Source organism: Sediminibacillus massiliensis (assembly GCF_900156915.1).
Taxonomy (GTDB): domain Bacteria; phylum Bacillota; class Bacilli; order Bacillales; family Amphibacillaceae; genus Sediminibacillus_A; species Sediminibacillus_A massiliensis.
Genome location: NZ_LT732535.1, coordinates 1241373 through 1266353 on the forward strand (window position 1 = coordinate 1241373; position 24981 = coordinate 1266353).

A 24981-nucleotide genomic window follows, 5' to 3' on the forward strand; every position below is an offset into this window, starting at 1 on the left:
CTGCCTGAGCCTGATACAACCTTACTTGTCGAGGAAGATCCGACATAAAAAGTATCCCCAGTGATGACTTGGCCTTCGTTACTGTTAATGATAATCGGACCTGCAAAAAAACTAGGCAATATAGTCACTTCCTTAAGTTGATTTTGTCCTGCTACAAATAGTCTATGGATTTTTCTAGAAATGGACGAACGTTGTCTTAACTGGAATTAGTCACATAACCTACCAAAACTTTTTATAGATTAAAGAACAGTACAAATGGAAATCCCGAAAACCTGGATTTCTATATCCAAGCTTTCGGTTTCTTTCTCATTTTTTCTTCTGTTTAATCGCTCCGATACCTAGTTCTTTTCCTTCTTTATAAATGGACTTCAAGAAGCTGATACACATCAAGAACATGATGATTGAAAACGGTAACGCCGCTATAATCATGGTATTTTGTAAAGCTTGCAGTCCTCCCGTGTAGAGAAGAGCGAGAGCTGTGGCGGAAAGAAGCACGCCCCATGTCAATTTAACAGTTTGTCCTGGATCGCCTGTACCGCCTGTTGTCATTAATCCCAACACAAAGGTTCCGGAATCGGCGGATGTGATAAAGAATGTACTAATAAGCAAAATGGCTACGATGGATGCGATCATGCCTAATGGATATTCCGAAAATACACCAAACAACGACTCCTCTGTTGCTAGTTTCGATATCTCGGCTACACCTGAATGCTCAAGATGAATCGCTGTTCCTCCAAATGTGGCGAACCATAGGAAACCTACAATGGATGGAACCATTAAAACGATAAGGACAAATTCACGGATGGAACGTCCTTTTGAAACACGGGCAATAAAGATTCCCACAAATGGAGACCAGGCAATCCACCATGCCCAGTAGAAAATCGTCCATGATTTAATCCATTCACGCTTTTCTTCATCCAACGGCGCAATTCGAAAACTCATCTGCGGTAAGTGTTGTATATAAGAGCCAATGGAGTTTGTAAAAAGGTTTAAGAGGAATAACGTTGGACCCAAAATGAAAACGAGAAGAAACAGGAGACCTGCTAATCCCATGTTGACGTTACTCAAAATTTTGATTCCTTTCCCTAATCCCGTCCAGGCAGAAATCATGAACAGAACGGTTACAACGACTATAATGATCAATTGTATGAAAAAATTATTCGGAATATCGAACAAATAAGCCAAACCACCATTGATTTGAACAGCCCCGAAACCAAGGGTAGTTGCAACGCCGATAACAGTTGCGATGACAGCAAAAATATCGATCACTTTTCCTGACGTTCCTCTTGCTGCACCGCCGATAACCGGTTCCAATGTTGCACTAATCAGGCCTGGCTTGTCATGTCTGTAATTGAAATATGCTAAAACAAGAGCCACTATTCCATAAATCGCCCAAGCATGGATTCCCCAGTGGAAATACGTGAAACGCATGGCATCTTTTATAGCTTGATCGGTGCCAGTCTCTAAGGTTGGAGAACTGATTGCATAGTGACTGATTGGCTCAGCCGTTCCCCAGAACACAAGACCAATTCCCATCCCTGCACTGAACAGCATCGCAATCCAGGTCGGTCTGGAAAACTCCGGTTTGTCCCCTGGCTTTCCTAGTTTGATTTTACCAAGTGGCGTGATTAAGAATACAAAGCAGACAAGGACAAAAAATGTAACGATAATAAGGTAATACCAGCCTAGATTACTCGCAATAAATTCTTGCACGTTTGTGGTGAGGTTCTCTAAGCCGTCAGGCCACACAACGCCGAAAACAACCAGTACCAACATGATCCCTGCCGATACTTTAAATACAGTAGAGAATTTTTTAAGCATAACGTAAAGACTCCTTCCTGCAGGCATGATTTAACTGAGAATTCGTTATAGAGTTATTATCCTTAAATAGGATGGTTTTATGTGTTGTGAGTCAGAGGGTAGTATTGGCGGATACTCTGGCATAATGGGAGCGGACTTTTGGTTTTTGTGAGCGAATTTGATATTAATAAACAAAATAGAACCCGCTACTAATATGTAGAGAGCAGTTCCCTATTATAATATTACTAGGCATATGCAGCTTAAAGCATTCTTTTGCGTCGACGATTTCTCGGCGGCTTCCAGTTTCTCTGATATTAATATTAAGAAAGAACTTCCTTAAAAAAGGGTAAACAAAAATGGCTGCCCCAAAAGTCTAGTTCTTAGACTCGGGACAGCCAAGTTAAATTGCAGTGCAAATTTGAGCTGAAATGATAAGTGAGGAATCGTTATCCCGTCTTTCCTTCATGATAATAATATACATCTATGCATACCACCGACCAACACAATCAAAAACGACTAATCGACCTACTCGCCGTAAACTTAATCAGATCATGCACATAATACTCGGTATTATACATAACCGGAATCCCGGTATTCGTGTACTTGGTAATATCCAGCCGCAATAAAGGAGTGTACGGCTCCAAATCCAGCATATCTCCGATTTCGCCATCCGCCACACTTGGGACAAGTTCCATCAGATCATGGCTGAAAGAAAAGCCGTTGCTTTCTTCTGTAAAGGAGAAAATGTCTTCACCTAACTCTTTATCGGTAAACGTCTCTTTGGGCATATAGACTTTCGGAATTCTGTTGATGCAGTAAACAGCTGGCTAGCCGTCTGCGCGAAATCTTTTTTTCACGACCAGCAGCTCATCTCCCTGCTTTATTTTCAAAGCTTCCGCCTGTTCTTTCGTAGCTTTTTCGAAAGAATAGGTAATCTTATCGATCATGACTTCGTAACCGCAATCTTTGATGAATGTTTTGAGTTCTCCGGCGTGGTCAATTTTTTCGGTAAGTTTTCTGGCAAACGTCGTGATCGTACTGGCGCTTCCCTGGCTTCTTGTGATGAATCCTTCATTTTCAAGCACTGTAAGAGCTTCCCTTACTGTTAATCGGCTGACACCGAGCTCTTCGGCAAAATAAGCTTCTGAGGGAAGTTTGCTTTTTTCTAGGTTATTCGATTCTAATATATACTTTTTCAAATATTCGATGGCTTGTTTTACAGCCGTTTGTTTATGGACTTTCGGAATCTTTTGGAGAGCCATTTTTACCACCCTTCCGCATACTAAATGAACAGCACAATGATCATATACGTTGATGATACCACTGTTAACAAGGCAATGGAAACACTTAAATGGTTCAGCTTCACCTTGTTGGATAAGAACGAACCTATCATTGTGCCGATAATCTGCCCAAGGATGCTGGCAGCTAACAAGATCGCGAAGTTGTCCATATCGGTATATTGGAAATAACCGAATACGGAAGGAATGGCGATTACGACAGAGTTCAACAAACAGACCCCGACGGCCACTCTGATGCTTATCCCTAAGTTGGAAAGGAGTGGAACCAATAGGATCGGACCGCCCGCCCCCGTTAAGGAGCAAATGGCAGCTGAAATCAGACCGATTATGAGAATGGAAGCTTTACTGTCCAATATTCTGGACTTGGTTATCCCATTCGGACCATTGTTGTTGCTGTTTTTATTTTTCACCAACAAAGAGATTCCTGACAACAAGACGAACAGGTAAAGCAGAAGTTTCGCTGTATCATCAGGAATTAGCACATTCAGCTTCACGCCGATAAGCGCGCCCGGGATACTGCCGATACTCAGGTATGTGGCCAACTTTACGTCCATATTGCCCGCTTTCCAGTAATAATAGGCGCCTATCAAACCTGCGACAGCGAAAGAAAAGAAGCTAAGCGCAAGGGAATCCCTTAAGGGTAATTGCAGAAATCCAACAAATATCAAAGGAAGAAGGAATCCTCCGATACTGGAGATTCCTAGTAAAATACCTACAAAAAAATTAGAAAACAAGATAAATGCAACTAAATATGTCAGCATGTTAACCCTCTATTCTGTTCAATATCATTTTTTCTTTCTATATGGGGATCAAGCGGCTAAATTCCTGCCCGCTTTGACATGCTTTCCATCGCCAACTTGCTTTCGTACATGATTTTTTCTTCGTCCATCGTTAATACTTCCCTGTCTTTCATGAGGACTTCCCCATTTACAATCATATCCGAAACGTCGGTACTGTTCACCGATTCCACCAGGCCATTAACCAGATTATGTGTAGGCTGAATGTGCGGCTGGTCGATATCGATGCCAATCAAATCCGCTTTTTTGCCCACTTCCAGCGTACCAAAACGGTCTTCCTGCAACATCGCTCTGGCGCCGCCCAATGTAGCCAGTTCCAGCAAATTCCCGGCTGGCATCACTTTTGGATCAAAAATCGGCGTGCCCCAATAAGCGCGCATCAGCGATTTGAACGTTTTGATTTCGTCAAAAATACTAAGGCCCGAGTGCGCGGCACCGTCTGTCCCGAGTCCGACACTGACTCCTTTTTGCAATAGGCTCGGGGTTTTGGGAATTCCTTTCCCGGCATTGCTTATCGGACAGTGGGCAACTTTCACGCCATGATTCTGGATGATATCCACTTCATTTTCCGAAAGCAGGATGCTGTGCGCGCTCAGGAAATTCGAATCCAGCACTTGTAAAGATTCAAGGAATTCAAAGGGCCGTTTCTGATAATTTTCCAGACAAAAGCTGATTTCATTCGGGTATTCATTCATATGTGTCTGTACACCGGTATTCCGTTCTTTGGCCTTTTCGAATACTTTCGTAATCAAGCTCGGTGTGCAGGAAATGATCGAACGGAGCGAAAACCAGACATTCAACCTTCCTTCTCCTGAACCATGGTATGCATCAAACAATTCGACATTCCGTTTAAGTGCCTCTTCTTCTGTTGCTTTCATGCTCTCGGGAATTTGGTTTCCTGTATTCATCGTCGAGCAGGTGATCGTGCCGCGCAGTCCTGACTGGATCGCTGATTCTGCCACTTGATGCATATATGTGCCTCCGGCATCGACAAAGGCGGTCGTTCCGCTTTTGATCATATCCAAGCAGCTCAGCTGTGCGCTTGTTTGTACATCTTGTTCTGTTAAGTTGCTTTCAAACGGGACCATGATCCGTGTCCAGATCATCGGGTATTCATCCGCGATTCGCCCTTTCAATAATTGCTGGCATGTATGCATATGCGAATCTACCAACCCAGGCATAAACAATTTTCCTTTGCCATCCATGGTTGATAACGACGAATAGTTTTCCCGAATGGCAGCGGCATCGTCCACCGCTAAAATGGTTTGATTTTTTATTACGATCGATTGGTTATCTTTTATATCAAAATCGGCTGTTAAGATGGAGCAGTCTTTGATAATCAAATCACTTTCGATTAATTGTTTCATTATATACAACCTTTAGTAAGTTTTTTAAATCGCATTAGTCAGTTTCAGAACGATCTGCGAGATTACGGCAGATCCTACATAGGTGCTGGTCATGACAACCAAAGCGACGACAATCATTTTCCAGCCTTGTTTTTTAAATTGATGAAGGCTTGCCCCTATCGAAATTCCGGCCAATACTCCGACAATTGTAAGAGGCGCCTTGAATTCGATCTGGCCGGTCGCACCCGCGACTACATCCCCTACAGGCGAGATGGGTGATGCAAATAATAAACCAAGCAAGGAACAATAAAGGATAATCGGCAGTTTCAACGGAATCACCTTTGATACCAATACAGCGACAAATGCAATTCCCGCTAAAATCAACACGCCATTCAAGGAATCAAAAATGGATACACCGTAACCTACTAGATTGGAAGTGATAATCGCAATGGCGACAAGGGCTAATATAACAATCCATTCGTTAAGCTTCATACTATTTTCTCCTTTTCTTTGTCCGAAATGGTAGTCTTCGCTTTTTTCCGTTGAGCGATTTTGGGTTCAAGCACACTGTATAATTTGTTGGCAAGCGGCAGGGCGATGAATAGTGCAGCATAAATGCCGGTCAATCCTGTCAGCATGTCACTGGCACCGCCAAGCATCAGGATATCGTCCGAATATGCCGGGTACATGGACGCCAAACTGGCAGTGGCAGAAGCCATCATGATTCCAGCACCTACCCCTGAGGCCATCCCAAGTGCGTAAGGATGGAACAAACCGGTCGATGCTACCAGTGTCGCCAGGATGCCGATATAAACCGTTCCAATCAATCCGCCAATAATATAGACAGATAACGTTCCTCTCATTTCCGGAGAAGAAGGACCATACAAGTTGCTGATCAACCCAAGATTCGTTTCCCTGTCAATCGAGTGTGCGGCGCCGATCGCTTCCCTTTTCAACCCGAGAAAAAGAGCCAGTGGCAAAGCGATGAACACGGTGGCGACGTTGCCCAGCTCCTGGAGCAGTAAAGCTGGTCCAACCTCGATAAGCTTCGGAATATTGCCTCCGCCCAATATTCCGAGCTTTACGATGAACGGAGCGATGGCCACTAACACCAACGGAGAAGCTGCCTTAACCTCTTCTTTCTTAAAAAATCCTAAGACATCAGGACCCAGGATGGCACCGATGATGATTCCATAAAAAATCGGAAAAATATAGACCATGCCAGGGCCTAGCGGTATTTGAAAGGAACCAATCGAATCCGCAATCAGCAAAATCAGAAATGCCACTATGTAAATCTTGTATTCTTTCTTAAACCTTTCTGAGATGGAACTGTATTTTTTCATCAAACCCCTCCATTTTGATTATGACTGCAACTTGTCTGATAAGTTGAATTTATAATTAGTATCTTACCATTAACTTATCTGATAAGTAAATAACTTATTTTTGGGATTTATGAAATTTTATAATTAATTCTACCATCTAAGAGGTATTTTATGTCATATTTCCTAACAAATTATTATTTTTTTGATGAAATGTTCGTTTTATTTAATGCAAAAAAACAAGAGGGGGCTGAACCTGACAGATTCATTTTTTGGAGAGAAAACATACTAAATAGGAGTACAATTCACACAGCGTTTTGTATTCCAATAGTTTTATGCTATTAAGATCTATAAGGAGCGTTATACGAAATGTTATTTAAAATATCCTTCGCAAAAAATGTAAAAATAATTTGACATTTTTATTGGTTTCTTTATACTTATAAATGTAAAATAGTTTTTACATTTCGGGGTGGTAAAGGTGAATAAAAATTATTGAAGAATAATATGAAGAAATTCAGAAAATCTTTGAATATGACACAAGATGAATTATCTAAACAATGTAATGTTACACGCCAAACAATTAATGCTATTGAAAATAATAAATATGACCCCACACTATCGTTGGCATTTAATTTAGCACGTAATCTCCGTACAACAGTTGATGAGTTATTTATTTTTGAGGATAAGGAACGATAATAAAAACAGAAGGATGTAATTATATGAAAGATAGAATTGTTATCTATGTAATATGTACCGTTGCTTTAATTGCCATTTCTTGTTTTGGACTGTATAAATGGTTCATTGATGGTGAATTAAGACTTGATACCATTATTTTCTTTTCCTTTATTCTTGCATATCTGTTTAATTATATAGCTAATGGCAAAATGGATATTCAAGACCAAGATGAAAGAGAAGTTTATCTATCTAAAAGGGCATCTGGATTAAGTTATCTTATCTTAGTTATCTGCTTAGGGATAATATTATTTGTAACTGAAGGTACTGGAGTGCTTGTAGATTTGAAAAATATCCCTTTGGTTATCTGCTTTTCACTAAGTTTAGTCATTTATCCGATGGTGAGAGCAATCATATTTTTAAATCAACAATAAGATAAATTCAACCAAATAAGTTAACTGCATCTGTGCTGCTCGCTGAATAGCCAACGGCTTTTATTGAATAAGGGAAATAAACATGGGTCGAATTGTATTTCAAAAAGTAAATAAAGTACAACACCTTTCTAATATGGAAAAAGACCGCCAGCACGGGCGATCCTTTAAAATGTACTCAGCTTTTATTCTCTAACGCTCCCCGCCTTGTTCTGGCGACTCTTGGTTAATCTCTAATTTCTTCATTTCAAGTTCAAGCCTTTTTTCTTCCAGCTCTAATTCTTTCTTTTTCAAATCATTATCTGATTTCTTTACATATCCATAATATATTAGGGAAAAACCAACAATAATTGTTATGTAAAAAAATAAATCCAAACGGATAACCCCCATTCAAAAGTTAGTCAAATAGCTCATCGTCACTGTATGCACGTGACCAATGATATGGTTGTACTTCTTCCAATGTTTTAAAAACCAGCGAGTCCTCCCCATCATCGGAAGATATGGCCACCTTAACGTCTCTCCCCCAGTAGAACAGTCTTTCTTGACAAACCCCACAAGGCGTCAATACTTTAAATGGCATCTTTTCATCATCTCTTACCACACAAATAGAATGAGTGATGTTCACCTTAATTTTATGGGCCTCCAAAATCGCACCGGTTTCGATGCATAACTCTGTCGAAGCGTTAATCACTTCCGGCGCAACACTCGTCAATATCCTGCCATCACTTGTGTACATTGCCGCTGCCCCTCCCCATCCAGAAGGGTATCTTTCTTCAATAAGAGCTGTTGCTGCTTCAAATAACTTTTGTTCCATATCCACTTCTAATACCTCACATTCCATGATTCTGATCGTATTCCCGTAGTAAAGATAAGTTCCCCCTACCTAGTTAACAGAATTTTCTTTTCTATTTAATCATACGATTCAGGATAAGAAAAGTTTCCGTGAATATAAGTGGATATACTGTCCATATGTATGCAAGAAAAGGGATCAGACCTTCTGCATGGACATTTGCCCACAGCAAGAATCTGACCCCTACTTCATTTCAACTAATTTGTCACCACGCAAACTCTTTCCATAGATTCCAGGGAAAGGTGTTTGGCGGCAAGGACGATGTCTTCATTTGTTCTTTTTTTGTCGGATGATCGAACGCAAGTGATTGCGACCATAAGGCGATTTGCTGGCCTGGTTGATTAACCTCCTGCCCATACTTTTGATCTCCATAAAGCGGACGATTTCGCGAAGAAAGCTGAACACGAATTTGGTGTGGTCTGCCTGTGTGAAGTTTGATCCAAAGGAGGGACAATCCTTTCTTTTTACCGATCACTTCATATTCCAATACTGCTTTTTTGGCATTTTCATTGTTACTGGAAGCAGTGTGTACTTTGTTTTTTCGGGGATTTTTTACCAAGTAATCCTCCAGCACTTCATGATTTTCAGGCATTGTTCCCCGTACTACTGCCAAATAATTTTTATCAATCGATTTTCGGCGCATCATAATGGATAAACGCGAGGCCGCTTTTGACGTCTTAGCAAAAACCATTGTACCACCAACAGGTCTATCCAACCGGTGGACGAGTGCTAGATAAACATTGCCAGGCTTCTGGTACCGATACTTTATATCCTCTTTTAATATCGATAGTAAATCTTTATCTTTCGTTTTATCTTCTTGTACAGGAACATTTACTGGCTTTTCAATGCAGAGTAGATGATTGTCTTCGTAAAGTATTGGTATATCCATTATTTATTAACTCCTTATTACTTCTCTAAAAGAGAATGGTAACATAATCGCCCGCCCGCTGTTAAGGCAGGTGGTAACAGGAGTCTTGAAGAAATATATGGATAATAGTTTAAAAACCCCGAGAAATTATTGGATCAGACCCCGAAAAGTAAATGTGATTTTTAGGGCGGGATTTTGTTTCCGGCATTCTTTCTCTTCCTTATAAACAGTTAGTTCGATTCGATTTCCAGACGAATTTATAAGTGATTAGTCTTTACAACTCTTTTAACTTGTTAATGAATAATATGGCTGCACTGTGCAAGAAAAAATCAGTTCTAACACTAGTAAAATGAAAAAGAAAAGGCATTGCTACACTTAGCAATACCATGTACGGATCTGTAAATTTATCGAACCAATTTGTAGTCACTTGTTATGATACTTGTTCGAAATGTTAATTATAAACCTACTTGGTCTACAGCATAAGTTGCGACATCATTACTGAATCCTTCATACGTTAACTGTTCTATTAAACCACTTCTTGAAAATGCAGTGTAATCAAGATAGTCTTGGGCCATCTTTACCGCTTGTTCTTTCCAATCTACTTCGATTTTGTCCACTGCATAAGTAGCATCACTATTATCGAAACCTTCATATTCTAACTGCTCTATTAATCCACTTTTTGAAAATGCAGTATAATCAAGGTAATCTTCAGCCATTTTTACTGCTTGTTGTTGTGACATTGTTTCTGCCTCTGCCTTGGCTTTTGCTTCTTCTTCCGCCTTGGCTTTTGCTTCTTCCTCTGCCTTGGCTTTTGCTTCTTCTTCCGCCTTGGCTTTTGCTTCTTCTTCCGCCTTGGCTTTCTCTTCTTCTTCCGCCTTGGCTTTCTCTTCTTCTTCTGCCTTGGCTTTCTCTTCTTCTTCCGCCTTGGCTTTCTCTTCTTCTTCCGCCTTGGCTTTCTCTTCTTCTTCCGCCTTGGCTTTCTCTTCTTCTTCCGCCTTGGCTTTCTCTTCTTCTTCTGCCTTAGCTTTTTCTTCTTCTTCTGCCTTAGCTTTTTCCGTTTCTTCCTCTTGCTCTACTTGTTCACTATCAACAGCACTCTCGGTTGCGGGAGGAGTAGTTACTCCAAATAAAATGAAAAATACTACGGTCGAAATCCCAAAAACCATCGCTGCATATTTCCTGTTTCTTTTGGCTGCCGGAAACCACCTTAAAACTATACTGGGTTTTATCAAGCCGATCACAAATGCTAAAATAGATATAAGAACTAATATTAAAAATAAAGAATCCATCTCTTTTTCCCTTTCTTAAGGTGATTACTTACAAAATCATTTGATGTTGGTCAGGGTACGAAAAAACATGTTATTTGGCATCTTACTTCTCAGAAGCCGTTAAATTCCGTTATATCTTTCCACCTCCTATAAAAAGTTTATCTTCTCGTCAGTCTATATTCACTTTCACCAAAATATAGTTACAAACAACCCATCTATTGATTTATAATTTGACAGTTTTCACCTGAATTTTACAAAAAACAATATTAATTTTAACACAAGAAGCAATAATAAAGTAAAAAAATTAGAACAATTGAACTATTTTCTATTACTGAACAGCTCTTTTTTATCCACTTCTTTCTAACCCTATGCTAGAGTAATCCGATATATACCAAATAATACCTTTTCCCCGGGTTAAATTTAATACTTCTCCATGTTACTTTCTTTTCTCCAAAAATCCATCCACGCTGTTACTCACTTTTTGCATTGTATTTCGCTACAAGCTGGTTTTTTTGCTTTATAAAATTCTATTTCAAACCAAAAAGGACCACTTTATAAAAAGTGGCCCCCGAGTATTACCGATTATTTGTCATTCTTCCATACTAACTCCGCTACCGTTTCCACATGCACCGTCTGCGGAAACATATCAACCGGCTGAATCCCTTTAACTTCATACCCGTTCTCGACCAAATAGTTCATATCGCGAACCTGTGTCTCCGGATTACAGGACACATAAACGACCCGCTTCGGCTTAAGCTTCACCACACTAGACAAGAACGCTTTATCACTCCCGCTTCGTGGCGGATCCATGATTACTACATCCGCTTTCTCGCCGCGTGCTGCCATTTCGACCATGAATTCTCCGGCATCACCTTGATAGAAACGGGCATTATTCACGCCGTTGCGTTTGGAATTGCGGATTGCATCCCGTACAGCGTCCTTATTCTGTTCCACCCCGATGACCTTGCCTGCATTCTTGCTTGCAATCAGGCCAATCGTACCGATCCCGCAATATGCATCAATAACGGTTTCCTTTCCGGTCAGCTCGGCCATTTCGATGGCTTTTGCGTATAACTTTTCCGTTTGGACCGGGTTGATCTGGTAGAAGGATTTAGCGGAAATATCGAATTTCAGTCCACAAAGTGTGTCTGTTATCGTCCCTTTGCCGAACAACACTTTTTCCTGATCGCCCAATACCATGCTTGTATCGCGGTTGTTCACGTTCATCAGGATGGTCGTAATCTCCGGGTGGGCCTTCCTGAGCGCTTTGACGAAATTATTCTTGCCCTTAAATACAGATGAAGCTACAACAAGCACGACCATGATCTCCCCGCTGACTTTGCCGACCTTTACCAGCACGTGACGCAGAAAGCCTTGTCCTGTATCCTCATTGTATGGCTGCATCTTAAAGGACTTCATCATGTCCTTAATGGTTTGCCAGATCTCGTCCGCTTTCGGGTCGTGAATGAGACACCGATCCATGGAGATTAGCTGATGACTATTCTGGGCGTAAAGCCCGCCAATGATCTGCCTTTCATTATTCAGGCCAAATGTCGTATGGCTCTTGTTCCGGTAGTCATATGGACGGTCCATCGTTAAAATGGGTTCCGGCTTGCCGAACGGTTTCATCAATTTATCGATCGTTTCCTGTTTGAAACGTTTTTGCGCCTGATCGTTCATATGCATCAGCTGGCATCCTCCGCATTCATAAAAATACGAGCATGCTGGCTTGATCCGGTTTTCAGACGGGGTGATGACTCGCTTCAGTTCTGCGTTAGCATATCTCCCGCTTGGGGACACAGATATCTCAGCCGTTTCGCCTGGCAGCAGATGCTCTATCTCCAACTGTTTTCCTTCCCACTGGACAATGCCCTTCCCCTCACTGGTCAGGCCGTTACAGGTTACCTTGACCGTGACAGATTTCTTGTTGTTCCGGCGCTTGTTTGATGACAACTGCTTACCTTGGGGTTTTTCGCCCTTACGCTTCGTTGCAGTCAATTGCTTTTTCCCGTATGGTTTATTTGATTTATTGCGTTTTGTTGCCGACTTTTTATATCCGCTGTTCTTACGTTTATTCATAGGCACTTCCTATCCTTATCTTCTTTGACAACCCATTATATAATACCCAAAGACAGTAGTAAAACGCACGAGGAGAAAAAGACTGCCACCAAATGTTGGATGGACAGTCCTTCTTTTCTATTGCTTATTGAACTAGATCGATAACAATAGGGTCAAGTTCAATTTCGGTATGACCTTTTCCATAATTAAGACTGGCAATTTGAGTTGGCTGAATGATCAGTTTACTGGCTCCTTCTTTAATGGTGCCGAAGTCGCTTGTTCCGTTGTATGTTTTGAAATCGTTACTTGTCTGTCCGCCACCACTCGTTCCACTCATATACACATTACCGATGTCATCTTTTACAGTGAAGACAGGTGTCACACTTTCCCACTTTTGCAGAAGTTCATCTGTGACAGCTTGTTCATAGCTGATAACAGTTGATACATCAGTAAACTCAATAGATTGAAGTGTAAAACTTACATTCTCATTCTTTACCGTTTTATTTAATAATTTTATATCGCCTTCTAAACGACTGAGCGAGAAATCAAATGACCAATCCCCTTCCAATGACAGCTCATCCGAAGTGCTGGTAAATAGTTCAGGATTCCAAGTGATATCTACCTTTTCAGGATATTCTTCCTCTTTGAAATGTGGAGTGATAGATGCCAATCCTACGTACCGATTGTCACTGATTTTTGTAATCTTTTCACTGCCTCCACTTCCAGATGCCCCAACGACGTCAAACCAATTCTTCGCATAGATATCAAGTGGTTGCTTCATTTCTTGTTCTGTTTCGATTGCAAATGAAATCGTAATATTCGTTCCGTCATATACCGCATCGTCTATCATGACAGTGGTTCCATTGCTGGTCTGTGAAAGGCCGATGTCAGTTGAAAAGGTTTCAAAGTTTTTGTAGTCATCATTAAAAAAACGGATGACATTGTCCATAAATGGAATTTGTGATGAAAGAGATGGAAAGGCAAAAGCGGCTGAAGTAGTTGTTAATGCTAAAATCATCACTGCCACTATCAACGGCTTCATATAACTTCTTTTTCGCTGCTCTGCTTTCGCTTTTTTCACACCCAATTTGGACCTTTCATGTAATTCTTTTGGAATCTCTATTTTTTGCATCTCTTCATTAATTTTGTTGTTCACAAACATCACCCTCCCTTACCTGTTTACGAAGCTTTTTCAATGAACGATAAAGGACCGATTTTGCCGTACCGAGTGGTATTTCCAATAGCTCGGAAATTTCTTTGAATGTAAAATCATGATAAAACCGCAGCAAAACAATACTTTTTTCGTCCTCTTCCAAGGTTTCCAGCAAGTCTTGTATGGATATAGATAGAGGAATATTTTCATCATCCGTTCCTAAATACTCCTCATATTCCGGTTTTAAATGGACGACTTTTTTATTTTTCCTGACTACATTCGTTGCACAATTCATCGTAATTTTCATTAACCACGTTTTAAAATACGCTGGCTCTCTCAATGTATCGATTTTTTTGTATGATTGATAGGCTACGTCTTGAACGACATCTAAAGCATCGTCTTTATTTTTCACATATACAAATGCCATTCGATAAATGTCTTGTTCAAATTGCTGGAAAAGTTTCAGAAAGGCTTTGTCATTTCCTCTTTGAGCTTTTTTTACTAATTTAATGATTGGAATTCACCCCTTCTTTTTTTACCTTACACTTATTAGACAATCCAAAGTCAAATTCGGCTTGAATTTTTTCATAAAAAAAATCGTCCGGGATCCGGACGATTACATGTTTTTCTATTCGATGTTAACTATGGACTTTCTCACGGGGGGCAAACCATCCTATTAAAGCAATAGCAACGAGAACGCCATAGAATGTGAGGGTCCAAACGGTGCTGTGAGGGAAATGGTGGTCGAGTATCCCAATATCCTTATGGGCAAGGGTGATGACCGCCAGCTTCACTCCTACCCAAGCTACGATCGTGTAGGCTGTTGTTTCTAAGCTCGGGCGCTTTTCAAGCAAATGTATAAACCAGCTTGCAGCATATTTAATCAAAACAAGGCCAGCAATACTGCCTAGTAAAATGATAATGAATTTCCCGCCATCCATTCCGCCAAAATTTCCTAGTGGAGAATTTGGAAGAGCAAGGGCAAGAGCGACAGCAGCGAGAATAGAATCAATCGCAAAAGCAAGGTCGGCTATAGCAATCTTACCTGTGGTCGGCCAAAACCCTTTGCCAGCAGCTTTTGCTTCCTCTTCCTTGTGCACGTTCTCGTTTTCCTTTCCGAAACGCGCCTCTACCACATGTCTTATACCCAAATAGAGAAGGTATGCAGCACCGATAGCCTGTATCTGCCAAACATTTGCAATGAAAGAAATAGCAAAAAGAGCCACGAATCGTAAACCAAAGGCCATCAATATTCCATATCTGATCGCTTTTTCCTTTTCTTCTTCTGGTAAGTGCTTGGCGATAACAGCCATAACAAGCGCATTATCGGCCGATAATAAACCTTCCAGACCAATCAAAATTAATAACGTCCATCCGTATTCCAACCATATTGACTCCAAAACAATACCTCTTTCTAAGGGTAACTAGTAATTATTCATCATCCAAGTGAACTCACAGGAAAAGGTACACCTCGGTTTCAGAATTTTACTAGTCTACTTTCGAATATATTTTTTTGTTAACTATATTGTTACACTTGATGATAAAATTTTCAATTCTCATTACTCGGTGCTTTATTTTGCAATTTTCCAATAACCCGCTTACTGTTCTCTTATGATGTCCGGACATCTCGTAATGAAGTCTTTAATTATCTGGCCAAAACATTAACAAGAGGGCAATTCTTTTGTTTCAGAATTGCCCCCGTTAGCGGAAGACTCGATATTGAGACATTTTGAACTTGAATGTACCTGTTCCCCCCCTTCGCTTAATGTGAAACTTTTTCAAAGGAAAACCTTCATCGAGTAGACTCAATATCATGAACAAGTTCAGGCAAATCATCCTGAAATAAATGTCCATAATTCTCAAAGACCCTAGTCTTCGCATGTGGTAGCTTATACGCGTAGTACTCGAAATGACTAAAAGGAACAACTTCATCATTACGGCTTTGATAAAGATAGATTTGGGAGATTTGTGGAACTCTTAAAGCAAAATCATTCGAGAGTTCAAATTCTTGGTTTAACCACTCTTTATCCAGGCCCCAGTATGGCGATCCCATCACAAATAAGCCAGAGATAGATAAGTCACAAGCTTCTTCCGAAAGATATTTTAAAAGGACTGAGCCACCCAGTGAATGACCAATCAGAACAACGTTACCCTTCAACTCAGAAAGTTTCTTCTTTAGTATAGCCTTCCAAGCAGCATAACTCGGGTTTTCAGGATTTGGCATGGCTGGAGAGGAAAAATGGTAATCCTTACTTAATGAATTTTGTAAATAGGCAATTAGATGACTACTTCCTCGCTTTCCTTTCTGAGGACCTGCACTGTGAATAAACAATACTTGCTTCTTCAATTAATAACCTCCTTTTGAGTGAGAGTTCTATTATGAAATGGGAAATTGAAAGTTGATTAACAAATTTAGCTTTTGCCTCTTTTATAAGAATTCCTTCAAACCATGAGGAATTGGCACATAACGTTTTCGCCACAATCTGCTTCCCTATATCTTCTCCTGGTGACCACGGGCAGTTATACAACGTACTCACTTTCATCAAGTACTTTCACAATTTGGTCTGTTTCAATTTTTACTTCATTAAAGGGTTTTCATAAAATCTCACTTACTTATTTGTTACCGAGTTGTTCCGCCAAACCGATTAGAATTCCTTCAGTTCCACGAATGTAGCAGAGCCGATACGAGTCCTCGAACTGAACCACTTCACCAACAAGCTGAGCACCATACTTAGTGAGCCTGGATACCATTTCGTCAATGTCTTCAACGGTGAACATGACGCGTTGATAACCGAGGGCGTTTACAGGAGCATTCCGGTGATCTGATATAGTAGGTGGGGTGAAAAATCGCGAAAGTTCAATTCGGCTGTGTCCATCTGGGGTAACCATCATAGCAATCTCCACGCACTGAGAAACCAATCCGGTTACGCGACCAGCCCATTCACCTTTGACAGTGGCTCGCCCTTCGAGTTTCAAGCCAATCTCCTCAAAGAAAGCGATTGCGTTATCAAGGGAGTCTACTACAATCCCGAGATTGTCCATTCTTAGTAATTTGTTATTCGCCATAGTTATATCTCCTTATGTGCAAAATTATTAATCTGAGTTATCTTCATGAAGTATTCTATTGAAAAGTTACAAATTCCTTTCAAACAGAAAGCAACTTGATGTTTCAGAATAGCCCCGGTTAGTTGAAGACTCAAAAACTGGATGTCTTCTATTTCTTGTGCATCACATATAGAGATCCAATGTATTTAACATTATTTCTCTCGTAAAATGGAATTAGATTTTTAGGCATTAGTTGGTTTGCGGTATTTATATCTCTCCACTTAATTTCATCATCTTCTACGACTTCGCTTTGTAAGTAATGAACAGAGCATGATTGGCCCTTTTTTCCAAGAATGCTTCAACTACAGCAACTGTGTTTTCAGTTTTAATTGTTAAATTTGTTTCTTCCTTACTTTCTCGCATTGCTGCTTGTTCAATGTATCACTTTTTTTACAAATTCTGACTATGACAATTATAAGGGTGAAACAAAACGCTTACTGAAGGATTTTGTATATTTTTGGATAAAAAACCCAATTTAAATTTTATAGATGTATAATAAATATACATTTTATAAAGATTAGAGGGACTAGAGAGGATATATGAACAGTATTTGAAAGCTCTTAAAAAGTGTCCAATACTTATAATATTATGTAAGAAACACAATAATTTCAATAAGAAGGTGCTCTTATGAAGAACCCAAAAAATTCATTTACTTTTTTAGATCCGGAATGGGTCCAGTTAATGGGAGAAGCAAAGAAACTTGGGCTGACCGTATCGGATATTCGCTCGTATTTTGACTATCATAAAAATGAATCAGCAAAAGGTGAATTAAAATAATTACATATTATAAAGTATGAGTACAGATCAGACATAATTGAAAGCTTATTGGCTTTCTTTTTTTAAGCCAGATTAAATAAGTACCAGCGTTTTTCAGTATTCATTTATGTTTCATTTCAGCGGTAATCCAATAGACCAAGTAGTTTCACTTGGACATACATCTAGCAAGAAATAAGTAAATCCAATAAGGTAAATAGATACCCGTTCTTTTAAAACTACAATAAGTCCAAAATAACAATGTGTTGAAGAAATTATAAAAATCTTAGATTACTACACCTTAAAAGCTTCCTTTTTATACTTTCGATTTTTACATATAAAAGATGCAGTAATAGCTTGTCTATTATTTTTTTGCTTTTCGTATTTTTCAATTTTCACTTCACAAAGGATGGTATCTCTCGTGAATACAGGACGTAAAAACTCAAAACTCATCGTACAAGCCAATACCTTATGATCTCGATTTCCTCCTTGTTGGCAGAGTAGTATGCTTTAAAGCCCAATAATCGCCTCAGCAACACCTCTTCAGTTTATCTTTTCCTGACGAGACATCGAAAACTTTAGATAGGTATTTCCTACCGTTCTGAGAAAAAACTCAAATATTCCTTGACGGGAATATTCCTTATAAGGAATAATTAATTCAACACCAGGGAGCGACATAGATTAAAGTGAAAAAACTAGGAGGTGATCCATAATGTAACACCATACACTATGTATGAAAAATAAAAATATGTTAGGAGAAATCTCATCATGAACGTACAAACATTTAGTGCACTGGCAGAACCCAACCGTCTTGCTATAGTCGACCTTCTACTTGACGAACCTCTTCCAGTAGGGGAGATTGCGGGGAAGTTAAACCTAAACCAGCCCCAAACTTCAAAACACCTTCGCGTTTTGAGCGAAGCTGGTCTTGTTGAGGTTCAGCCGCTAGCTAATCGTCGGATATATAAGCTAAGACCAGAACCACTTCAAGAGATGGATAAGTGGCTTGACTCCTACCGTTAATGTGGGAATCGCGGATGGATTGGTTGGAAGGTTATCTCAATGGTTACAAAGGAAAAAACATTGAATTGTTGATTAGGCAACGAAAACACAAAAAAATCTCGCAGGGTCCCCCCTATAACATAAATGGAGAGACTCACAAGTAAAAATATCAAGTTTTGAGACACAATAGTCATCCTTTCCCTAAGAGTATAGTAACTTTGACGATGATGAAGATAATGACTTTGCTGTACAGGTAAAGAACTAAATGGAAAGTTTTTTCATTTCGAAGGAGGGATTAAAATGTCTTTCAATCAATTAAAATCCAGAGTAGAGAACAATCAGGTTCTAGTACTGGAGCGCAACTTCGATGAACCGCGCAATCTCGTGTTTAAAATGTTTAAAGAACCTGAGCATATCAAGCATTGGTGGGGGCCAAATGGCTGGGAACTTCCAGTTTGCGATATTGATTTTCGACCGGGCGGCACTTGGCATTTCTGTATGAAGTGTATGGATCAGGGTCAAGGAGAATATTATGGGATGGAGTCTTGGGGAAAAGTCGTTTACAAGGATATTATTGAACCAGAGATTATTACTTATACTTTTTTTTTTCTCGGACGCTGATGGTAATATTGACGAAACGATGCCTTCATCCGAGATCACTTTGGAATTCATCGATATGGATGGAAAGACGAGGCTAATTAACCGTACAGAGTATGAGTCTGCGGAAGCCCTCAATAAAGTTATGGATATGGGCATGCTGCAGGGCATCACAGAAACTTGGAACCGCCTGGAAGAGCGTCTTAAAGAAGTTAAATAACTAATATTAAATCAGCAAGGTATCAGTCATAATGAAAAGGAGGAATACCAATCACTAATCAAAAAATTGTCCCCCATCTGTGGTTTAATCAGGAAGCCAAAGAAGCAGCACAATATTATACATCTATTTTCCCTGATTCAAAAGTCACCAATATCACAACAATTCGTAACACGCCATCTGGAGATAGTGACGTCGTATCTTTTCACATTGCAGGATATTCATTCATGGCCATAAATGGAGGTCCACATTTCCAGTTTAATCCTTCTATATCTTTTTTTATCAATTTTGACAGTTCTACAGATGAGAACGCAAGGGAAAATTTAGATCTGGTCTGGGAAGAGCTGTCCCAAGGCGGTACACCACTTATGCCACTTCAAGAATATCCGTTCAGTAAACGCTACGGATGGCTCAAGGATAAGTATGGCCTGACATGGCAGCTGATGCTCACGAACCCGGATGATGAAGAACGACCATTTATCGTACCTTCATTGATGTATGTTCAAGATGTGGCTAGGAAGGCAGAAGAAGCCAGTGACTTTTATCTTTCTGTCTTCAGTGAGTCAAGCCGAGGGAATATCGTTCGTTATCCAGCAGGCATTGAACAAGATAAAGAAGGGACTTTGATGTTTACAGATTTTATGCTTAAAAAGCAATGGTTTGCTGCTATGGATAGTGCTCAGTCACATAACTTCAAATTTAATGAAGCTATTTCACTATTAGTTCGATGCAAAAATCAAGAAGAGATTGATTACTACTGGGAAATGCTATCCTCAGATCCAAAAGCAGAACAATGTGGCTGGTTAAGAGATAGGTATGGAGTCTCCTGGCAAATCTGGCTGGAGGTTATGGGAGAAATGATGGCAAATGGGACAACAGAACAATTGAACCGATTAACAAAAAAATTTCTCCAAATGAAAAAGTTCAACATAGAAAAATTAATAGAAGCATATCAAGGTAAGTAATAATTATCTTGCTCTCAATTGATTATAAACTGGTTAGCGCCAGCTTTTTTATTTTACAATTTCAATCAAATACGATATTAAGAATCACCAATAGCCCCCGTTTATGTAAGACTCGATTTCAAGATATTTAAGCGAATATTTAAGCACCTTCGTCTTTATTTTCAGTACACATTGATTAATCACTCTTGAAAATACACTGAAAACGTTCAACTCCCGTATACTTTTCTCCAATACTTGTTATGTTAAAGCCATCATTCTTATAGAAATTCACAGCCTCACCATCAGTTTCAGCCAATGAAGGCTTTTCGCAATCGTAGTTTTTCCACTTCCCGCATTGCCTCACAAAATAATTAGCTTAGATTCCATAAACTCCCCTACCCATCGTTTGTTTTTTCTTTATTACTATTAAAACTTCAAACTAATAATCAATCTTTCCTTATTGAACGTAACTTCTCCGTTAGTTAAAAAGCGATTGTCTATATTGAACAATCGCCCCCAATTCAGGAAGACTCGAAATCAAGATATTATTTCAAAAGCTACGTAATTAATGGCACAACATTAATTATAGGTTCCTCATATGGATGGATACTTTTTATTAAATTTCTAATCTCCTCTATTCTCTTGTAAGACGCCTTGAACTCCATTTTGCACTCAGATCCAAATGCTATTGTATTTTTTTCACCTAAATATGGTGTTGAAGCTTCTAGGGGCCTCCAATATCCTTTGGTCTCAGTATAAGAAACTACATGATCATACTCTCCAACAGTTAATACTTTCTTTTTGTTCAAATGATTACGTAAAGGTACAATGTATTCTTCTGGTAATAACACTTCAAACTTCACATAACTGAAATTCATTAAAATATCCTTTCCTCTTTAATAGTAGCCCCCGATACAGAAATACTTGAGTTCAAGGTATCATCGTGTAATCTAAATTACTTAACTCAACCAGTGTATTGGCTTATCTAGATACTCTGGTATTTTAGTCTGCGCATCTCCCTTAGCAGAATTGATTTGCGACTGAGTTAAAAACAGTGCTTCATTTAAATTAGCTCCTCTCAAATTTGCATCTCTAAGGTCAGCTCCAATGAAATCAACCTTTCTTAAGTCACTATGTTTTAAATTAGCAGCAATCATAAGCTTTCCTCTAAGATCCTCTCCGCGTAGGTCCTTACCATCTAAGTTGGCTCCTATATAATCTGCAACCTTTATCTTCCTTGTATTATGCAGGAAATCTGCTCGGTATAATTTACTAGTCTCTACTAAATGTTCATTTACAAGTTTTCTATGTGCTGTAACGTCAAGGTCTAATATCTCTTCAGGGGCTTTTGAAGTTAATTGAGCTGTTTTATTATATATTTCTAGCAGGTTAGATCGAATTGGAACAGCTTCACTTGTGTTTAGGGCTTGTTTAAGATACCAAAGCATCTCATGTAATTGTTGGACAATAGGAAAAACCGAAAACATTTGTTCGGCACACTCATTATTTTCTCGCCAACTTCTACCTTCATATAGAAATTGCGAAACATGCTGCCCGGCACCGAAACATTCATAGGTTATACACCCATTAAATCCTCTATCTTTCAATGTATCATGTATAGAACATAAGTGATTCGAGCATAAGTTTTTGCAAGGTTCTCCTCCCTTTTTATCAAAAGGAAAGTCTGCTGATTTAGCAAAAGGCAATGCTACACAGCACAACCCAAAGCATTGTGTACAATTTGACTTTAATTCTTCAATCATTAATAAACACTTCCATTACTAAAAATCCCCCTAACTATTAGCCTTTCATGATGACTCAAATTCGAGATACTTTGAAGTGTACGTAAACTAGCATAACCGGTAAACTTCATTTGTTAAAGGAATGCTGCCCAGTTTGTTTTCACTAGAACTAGTACTAAGTAAAATCCATCAGAAATCGATTTTCTCTGTTTTTAAGTTGAAGACGAATTAGAATTGGAAATCCCCATCCTTCATTAGCTGGACTTCAGTTCCACCTTCTTTAATGCCCACTACTTTCATATCTTCGGTACCAAAGGTCACATTGACTGACAAAAGTGAAGTATTCAAACCCGCTGCCTTCAACTCTTCCCCAGATTGGTCAATGCCATTTTGAATATTGGAAGGAGATGCATTTCCGATTCCAATATGACAGGACGTATTTTCATCAAACAAGGTATTGTAAAAAAGAGTATCTGTCCGAGCAAGAGGAGATTTATTTGAGACCAAGGCAATTTCACCTAGATAATGCGAACCTTCGTCTGTTTCGATGAGATTTTTTAACAATTCCTGTCCCTTTGCGGCATAATAGTCGGTGATCCGTCCATCTTTAAAAATTAGATAAAATTCATCGATTATGCTTCCCTCATAGATAAGAGGTTTAGTACCTACCAGTTTGCCATTCACTTTATTTTTATGTGGAGCAGTAAATATTTCTTCCGTAGGAATGTTCGGAAAGAAAGGTATTCCATTTTTATCTATGACACCCCCGCCGATATAGAGGTGATTTTTCGGTAGACCAACTAATAAGTCAGTTCCACGGCTATTTGTAAAATGCAGGGATTCAAATTGGCTCTCGTTTAGGATTTTTTTTCGAGACTCGAAGGCTCTATTGTGACTCTCCCAAGCTTTTATAGGATTTTTCCCATCCGCCCGAGATCCTTTTAAAATTAATTTCCATAATGATCGTAAAGCTTCTTCCTTACTTAGGTTTGGAAATACTTTAGTTGCCCATGCAACGTTTGGGACAGCTAGAAGACACCAGCGCACCTGATGGGATCTAATTTTCGCATAGTAATCCCTCAATTTGGTACGAGATGCTTTTTGGAAACGATTTATCCTTTCTGTAGAAACCTCCTTAAAGACATCTAAGTTTTCAGAAATAATATGGATGTAAGCAGCACCTGTATCGTCCCACTCCTTAAAACGGGCCGCCTGCCAATCAGGAAAGTGATCGATGACGCTATCTGCTGCATTTAGGTAGAATTCTTTGGTAGACTGTTCATCTGTCCAATCTATAAATACATTTGAAGCTCCTGCCTCGTAGGCTACCGTTTGGATTAGACGGGCAAACGTAGCATTTTGTATATCACTATGAATAATCAATAGTTGATTTTTTTGAAGATTCACACCAGCTCGTACAGCAAGTTTTGCATACTTTTCTAGCTGTGCTTCACTTATAAATTCATATATTCCTTTAATCATTTAAATCTCCCCTGTGATGTTCTTGTATAGATTTCCTACAGAATCCTGACCTACTTAAACTAACCTGCTTCGTTAGCACAACAAGCGATAGCTATTGGACCTCCAAAATATTGATATAACACACTTGGTCCATTAGACGAGGATCATATTGAGCAATCTGCCCTATAAAAAAACTCGAATCGAAGACATCCCTTTACGTTTCACTAAATTAGTAAACTTCCTTCTTAGCCGTTTATGCTTCTAAACTGAAGGTAACAAGAAATACATAACAAAATGTACAATGTACATCTATTTATCTTTCAGTGTAAGGAGGAGAACACGGTGTTTAATATGAAGAAGATGAACAAGTACCAAACAAGAGCTGGAGTAATTTTGTTAGCTCTTATGATCATTCTATTACCATTCTTAAATGACAGAATTAACCCTCTACCATTATTAATCATATATTTAACAGTATATTGTGTTGTGATTTATGCTCTGGGAAAAGTTATGAATAGAAGAGACTATTCAAATCATTAGTAAAGCAGAGTCCTCCATCAAGCTTCCTCGAAAAGGGGGTAGTTATCCAGTTATCGCCGCCTTTTCTGAAAAAATTAATCAAGCTTTATTTGAATCAATTGCTGTTCCAACTGTTATTCCGAAAACCAAACCTATTCCAGCTCCGATTGCCAGGTCATCAAATAATGTCAATCCCAGCACGGCTCCTAAAGGTAATCCTATACCAATTCCAACCGCTAAATAAGTATCTCCTGTTGCTTTTTTTTTTTTACTCATTATTATTTATAGCTCCCCTCTCATAATTTTATTAGCTTTATGCTGCTCCGTTAAGTTAAAAAGCAGTACTGAGAACGAGCACTTTATTGTTTAAATCTTCCCAGGTGCAGGTCAGGAAGAATTGAATCCGAGGTATATCTGACTGGTTTACCATAGTGATTCTTATCGAATAATTAAGGAATAAATTATAAACCCAGCTATTAGCAGGAGAATAAATATACCAGTACCCTTCCAGCCTAAACCACCAACCAAATCTGCAAGGTTGCTCCCATGGCCACTACTCGAAGGATTGCTTAACTCTTTTTGTCTAAGTCTTTCTCTTCTTTCTTCAGAAGTTTGATTCTCATATCGCATCTAATCCCTCCTTAAATCACTTCTCTTATTACATACGTTATAAATCTAATTCCGTTTCAAAACTGTATTCTCTAATTTAAGTTTCCCTGGTAATAAAAAAGCGATCGTTCATGTTGAACACTCGCCCCCGTTTGTATAAGAATTGATTTCG

At 39.2% G+C, this 24981-nt stretch carries 25 protein-coding genes and 4 pseudogenes; 6 read left to right on the forward strand and 23 right to left on the reverse strand.

The features are described 5' to 3' along the window. Positions 1-306: 306 nt before the first annotated feature. From CZ434_RS07015 to CZ434_RS07045, 7 genes and pseudogenes are all read right to left on the reverse strand, one after another. Positions 307-1821 carry a glycine betaine uptake BCCT transporter gene (locus tag CZ434_RS07015; RefSeq protein ID WP_077622467.1) on the reverse strand — a complete coding sequence of 505 codons (1515 nt, stop codon included), beginning with the start codon at positions 1819-1821 and terminating at the stop codon, positions 307-309. 485 nt (positions 1822-2306) lie between these two features. Continuing rightward, a pseudogene (locus CZ434_RS07020) lies at positions 2307-2615 on the reverse strand (UTRA domain-containing protein); the annotation flags it as partial. 12 nt (positions 2616-2627) lie between these two features. Next, positions 2628-3062: a GntR family transcriptional regulator gene (locus CZ434_RS07025; RefSeq protein ID WP_077622469.1), complete on the reverse strand. Its 435-nt coding sequence runs from the start codon at positions 3060-3062 to the stop codon at positions 2628-2630. 20 nt (positions 3063-3082) lie between these two features. Next, positions 3083-3859, reverse strand: a complete 777-nt coding sequence (locus tag CZ434_RS07030) for a sulfite exporter TauE/SafE family protein (protein WP_077622470.1) — start codon at positions 3857-3859, stop codon at positions 3083-3085. A gap of 56 nt (positions 3860-3915) precedes the next feature. Then, the gene (locus CZ434_RS07035) at positions 3916-5262 is read right to left on the reverse strand and encodes an amidohydrolase family protein (protein WP_077622471.1); all 1347 of its coding nucleotides are present in this window, start codon (positions 5260-5262) and stop codon (positions 3916-3918) included. A 24-nt stretch (positions 5263-5286) separates the two neighbouring features. Next, entirely contained in the window at positions 5287-5733 is a 447-nt protein-coding gene (locus CZ434_RS07040; protein ID WP_077622472.1) for a hypothetical protein, read from the reverse strand. Continuing rightward, entirely contained in the window at positions 5730-6584 is an 855-nt protein-coding gene (locus CZ434_RS07045; RefSeq protein ID WP_077622473.1) for a DUF3100 domain-containing protein, read from the reverse strand. The genes CZ434_RS07040 and CZ434_RS07045 overlap by 4 nt, the downstream gene beginning before the upstream one ends. Positions 6585-7052: 468 nt before the next feature. Between CZ434_RS07045 and CZ434_RS07050 the strand changes: the two genes are divergently transcribed. Further along, complete coding sequence (locus tag CZ434_RS07050) at positions 7053-7256, forward strand: helix-turn-helix transcriptional regulator (RefSeq protein WP_077622474.1); 204 nt, start codon at positions 7053-7055, stop codon at positions 7254-7256. A gap of 23 nt (positions 7257-7279) precedes the next feature. After that, entirely contained in the window at positions 7280-7666 is a 387-nt protein-coding gene (locus CZ434_RS07055; RefSeq protein ID WP_077622475.1) for a hypothetical protein, read from the forward strand. A 189-nt stretch (positions 7667-7855) separates the two neighbouring features. Here the strand turns inward: CZ434_RS07055 and CZ434_RS07060 are convergent, their stop codons facing one another. The 10 genes from CZ434_RS07060 to CZ434_RS07105 all read right to left on the reverse strand — a co-directional run bounded on the left by CZ434_RS07060 (position 7856) and on the right by CZ434_RS07105 (position 16926). Then, the gene (locus CZ434_RS07060) at positions 7856-8038 is read right to left on the reverse strand and encodes a hypothetical protein (RefSeq protein ID WP_095742901.1); all 183 of its coding nucleotides are present in this window, start codon (positions 8036-8038) and stop codon (positions 7856-7858) included. A 22-nt stretch (positions 8039-8060) separates the two neighbouring features. Next, positions 8061-8483: a cytidine deaminase gene (locus CZ434_RS07065; protein ID WP_077625103.1), complete on the reverse strand. Its 423-nt coding sequence runs from the start codon at positions 8481-8483 to the stop codon at positions 8061-8063. 235 nt (positions 8484-8718) lie between these two features. Continuing rightward, on the reverse strand, positions 8719-9402 hold the full coding sequence (locus CZ434_RS07070) for an RluA family pseudouridine synthase (RefSeq protein WP_077622477.1): 684 nt from the start codon (positions 9400-9402) through the stop codon (positions 8719-8721). Positions 9403-9836: 434 nt separating this feature from the next. Continuing rightward, complete coding sequence (locus CZ434_RS07075; protein ID WP_077622478.1) at positions 9837-10670, reverse strand: Ltp family lipoprotein; 834 nt, start codon at positions 10668-10670, stop codon at positions 9837-9839. A 561-nt stretch (positions 10671-11231) separates the two neighbouring features. Beyond that, on the reverse strand, positions 11232-12728 hold the full coding sequence (gene rlmD, locus CZ434_RS07080) for a 23S rRNA (uracil(1939)-C(5))-methyltransferase RlmD (protein WP_077622479.1): 1497 nt from the start codon (positions 12726-12728) through the stop codon (positions 11232-11234). Between the two features lie 124 nt (positions 12729-12852). Then, positions 12853-13863, reverse strand: a complete 1011-nt coding sequence (locus tag CZ434_RS07085) for a DUF4179 domain-containing protein (RefSeq protein WP_179107200.1) — start codon at positions 13861-13863, stop codon at positions 12853-12855. Then, the gene (locus CZ434_RS07090) at positions 13847-14374 is read right to left on the reverse strand and encodes a sigma-70 family RNA polymerase sigma factor (RefSeq protein ID WP_245831060.1); all 528 of its coding nucleotides are present in this window, start codon (positions 14372-14374) and stop codon (positions 13847-13849) included. Before CZ434_RS07090 ends, CZ434_RS07085 begins: the two co-directional genes overlap by 17 nt. 124 nt (positions 14375-14498) lie before the next feature. Continuing rightward, entirely contained in the window at positions 14499-15260 is a 762-nt protein-coding gene (locus CZ434_RS07095) for a TerC family protein (RefSeq protein ID WP_077622482.1), read from the reverse strand. A 392-nt stretch (positions 15261-15652) separates the two neighbouring features. Beyond that, positions 15653-16207, reverse strand: coding sequence for an alpha/beta fold hydrolase (locus tag CZ434_RS07100; RefSeq protein WP_077622483.1), 555 nt, complete (start codon positions 16205-16207; stop codon positions 15653-15655). Positions 16208-16473: 266 nt separating this feature from the next. Beyond that, positions 16474-16926, reverse strand: coding sequence for a VOC family protein (locus tag CZ434_RS07105; RefSeq protein WP_077622484.1), 453 nt, complete (start codon positions 16924-16926; stop codon positions 16474-16476). Between the two features lie 666 nt (positions 16927-17592). Between CZ434_RS07105 and CZ434_RS07110 the strand changes: the two genes are divergently transcribed. Further along, on the forward strand, positions 17593-17742 hold the full coding sequence (locus CZ434_RS07110; RefSeq protein WP_077622485.1) for an anti-repressor SinI family protein: 150 nt from the start codon (positions 17593-17595) through the stop codon (positions 17740-17742). 270 nt (positions 17743-18012) lie between these two features. On the opposite strand, the pseudogene CZ434_RS22725 reads toward CZ434_RS07110, so the two are convergent. Further along, positions 18013-18195: pseudogene (locus CZ434_RS22725) on the reverse strand (enoyl-CoA hydratase); the annotation flags it as partial. Positions 18196-18486: 291 nt separating this feature from the next. On the opposite strand from CZ434_RS22725, the pseudogene CZ434_RS07115 reads away from it, so the two are divergent. The 3 genes and pseudogenes from CZ434_RS07115 to CZ434_RS07125 all read left to right on the forward strand — a co-directional run bounded on the left by CZ434_RS07115 (position 18487) and on the right by CZ434_RS07125 (position 20499). Continuing rightward, positions 18487-18884: pseudogene (locus CZ434_RS07115) on the forward strand (ArsR/SmtB family transcription factor). A 229-nt stretch (positions 18885-19113) separates the two neighbouring features. Further along, positions 19114-19537, forward strand: a pseudogene (locus tag CZ434_RS07120) (SRPBCC domain-containing protein). Between the two features lie 65 nt (positions 19538-19602). Continuing rightward, a complete protein-coding gene (locus CZ434_RS07125; RefSeq protein WP_342745727.1) occupies positions 19603-20499 on the forward strand; it encodes a VOC family protein in 897 nt (298 codons plus the stop codon). Between the two features lie 536 nt (positions 20500-21035). Here CZ434_RS07125 and cutA read toward each other — a convergent pair. From cutA to CZ434_RS07155, 5 genes are all read right to left on the reverse strand, one after another. Then, on the reverse strand, positions 21036-21356 hold the full coding sequence (cutA, locus tag CZ434_RS07130) for a divalent cation tolerance protein CutA (RefSeq protein WP_077622487.1): 321 nt from the start codon (positions 21354-21356) through the stop codon (positions 21036-21038). 81 nt (positions 21357-21437) lie between these two features. Further along, positions 21438-22241 (reverse strand): pentapeptide repeat-containing protein, encoded by an 804-nt coding sequence (locus CZ434_RS07135; protein ID WP_077622488.1) that lies wholly within the window; start codon positions 22239-22241, stop codon positions 21438-21440. Positions 22242-22448: 207 nt separating this feature from the next. Further along, positions 22449-23702 (reverse strand): aminopeptidase, encoded by a 1254-nt coding sequence (locus tag CZ434_RS07140; RefSeq protein WP_077622489.1) that lies wholly within the window; start codon positions 23700-23702, stop codon positions 22449-22451. Between the two features lie 597 nt (positions 23703-24299). After that, positions 24300-24476 (reverse strand): glycine zipper domain-containing protein, encoded by a 177-nt coding sequence (locus tag CZ434_RS07150; protein WP_077622491.1) that lies wholly within the window; start codon positions 24474-24476, stop codon positions 24300-24302. Between the two features lie 162 nt (positions 24477-24638). Beyond that, the gene (locus CZ434_RS07155; RefSeq protein ID WP_077622492.1) at positions 24639-24830 is read right to left on the reverse strand and encodes a DUF6366 family protein; all 192 of its coding nucleotides are present in this window, start codon (positions 24828-24830) and stop codon (positions 24639-24641) included. Between the last annotated feature and the right edge of the window lie 151 nt (positions 24831-24981).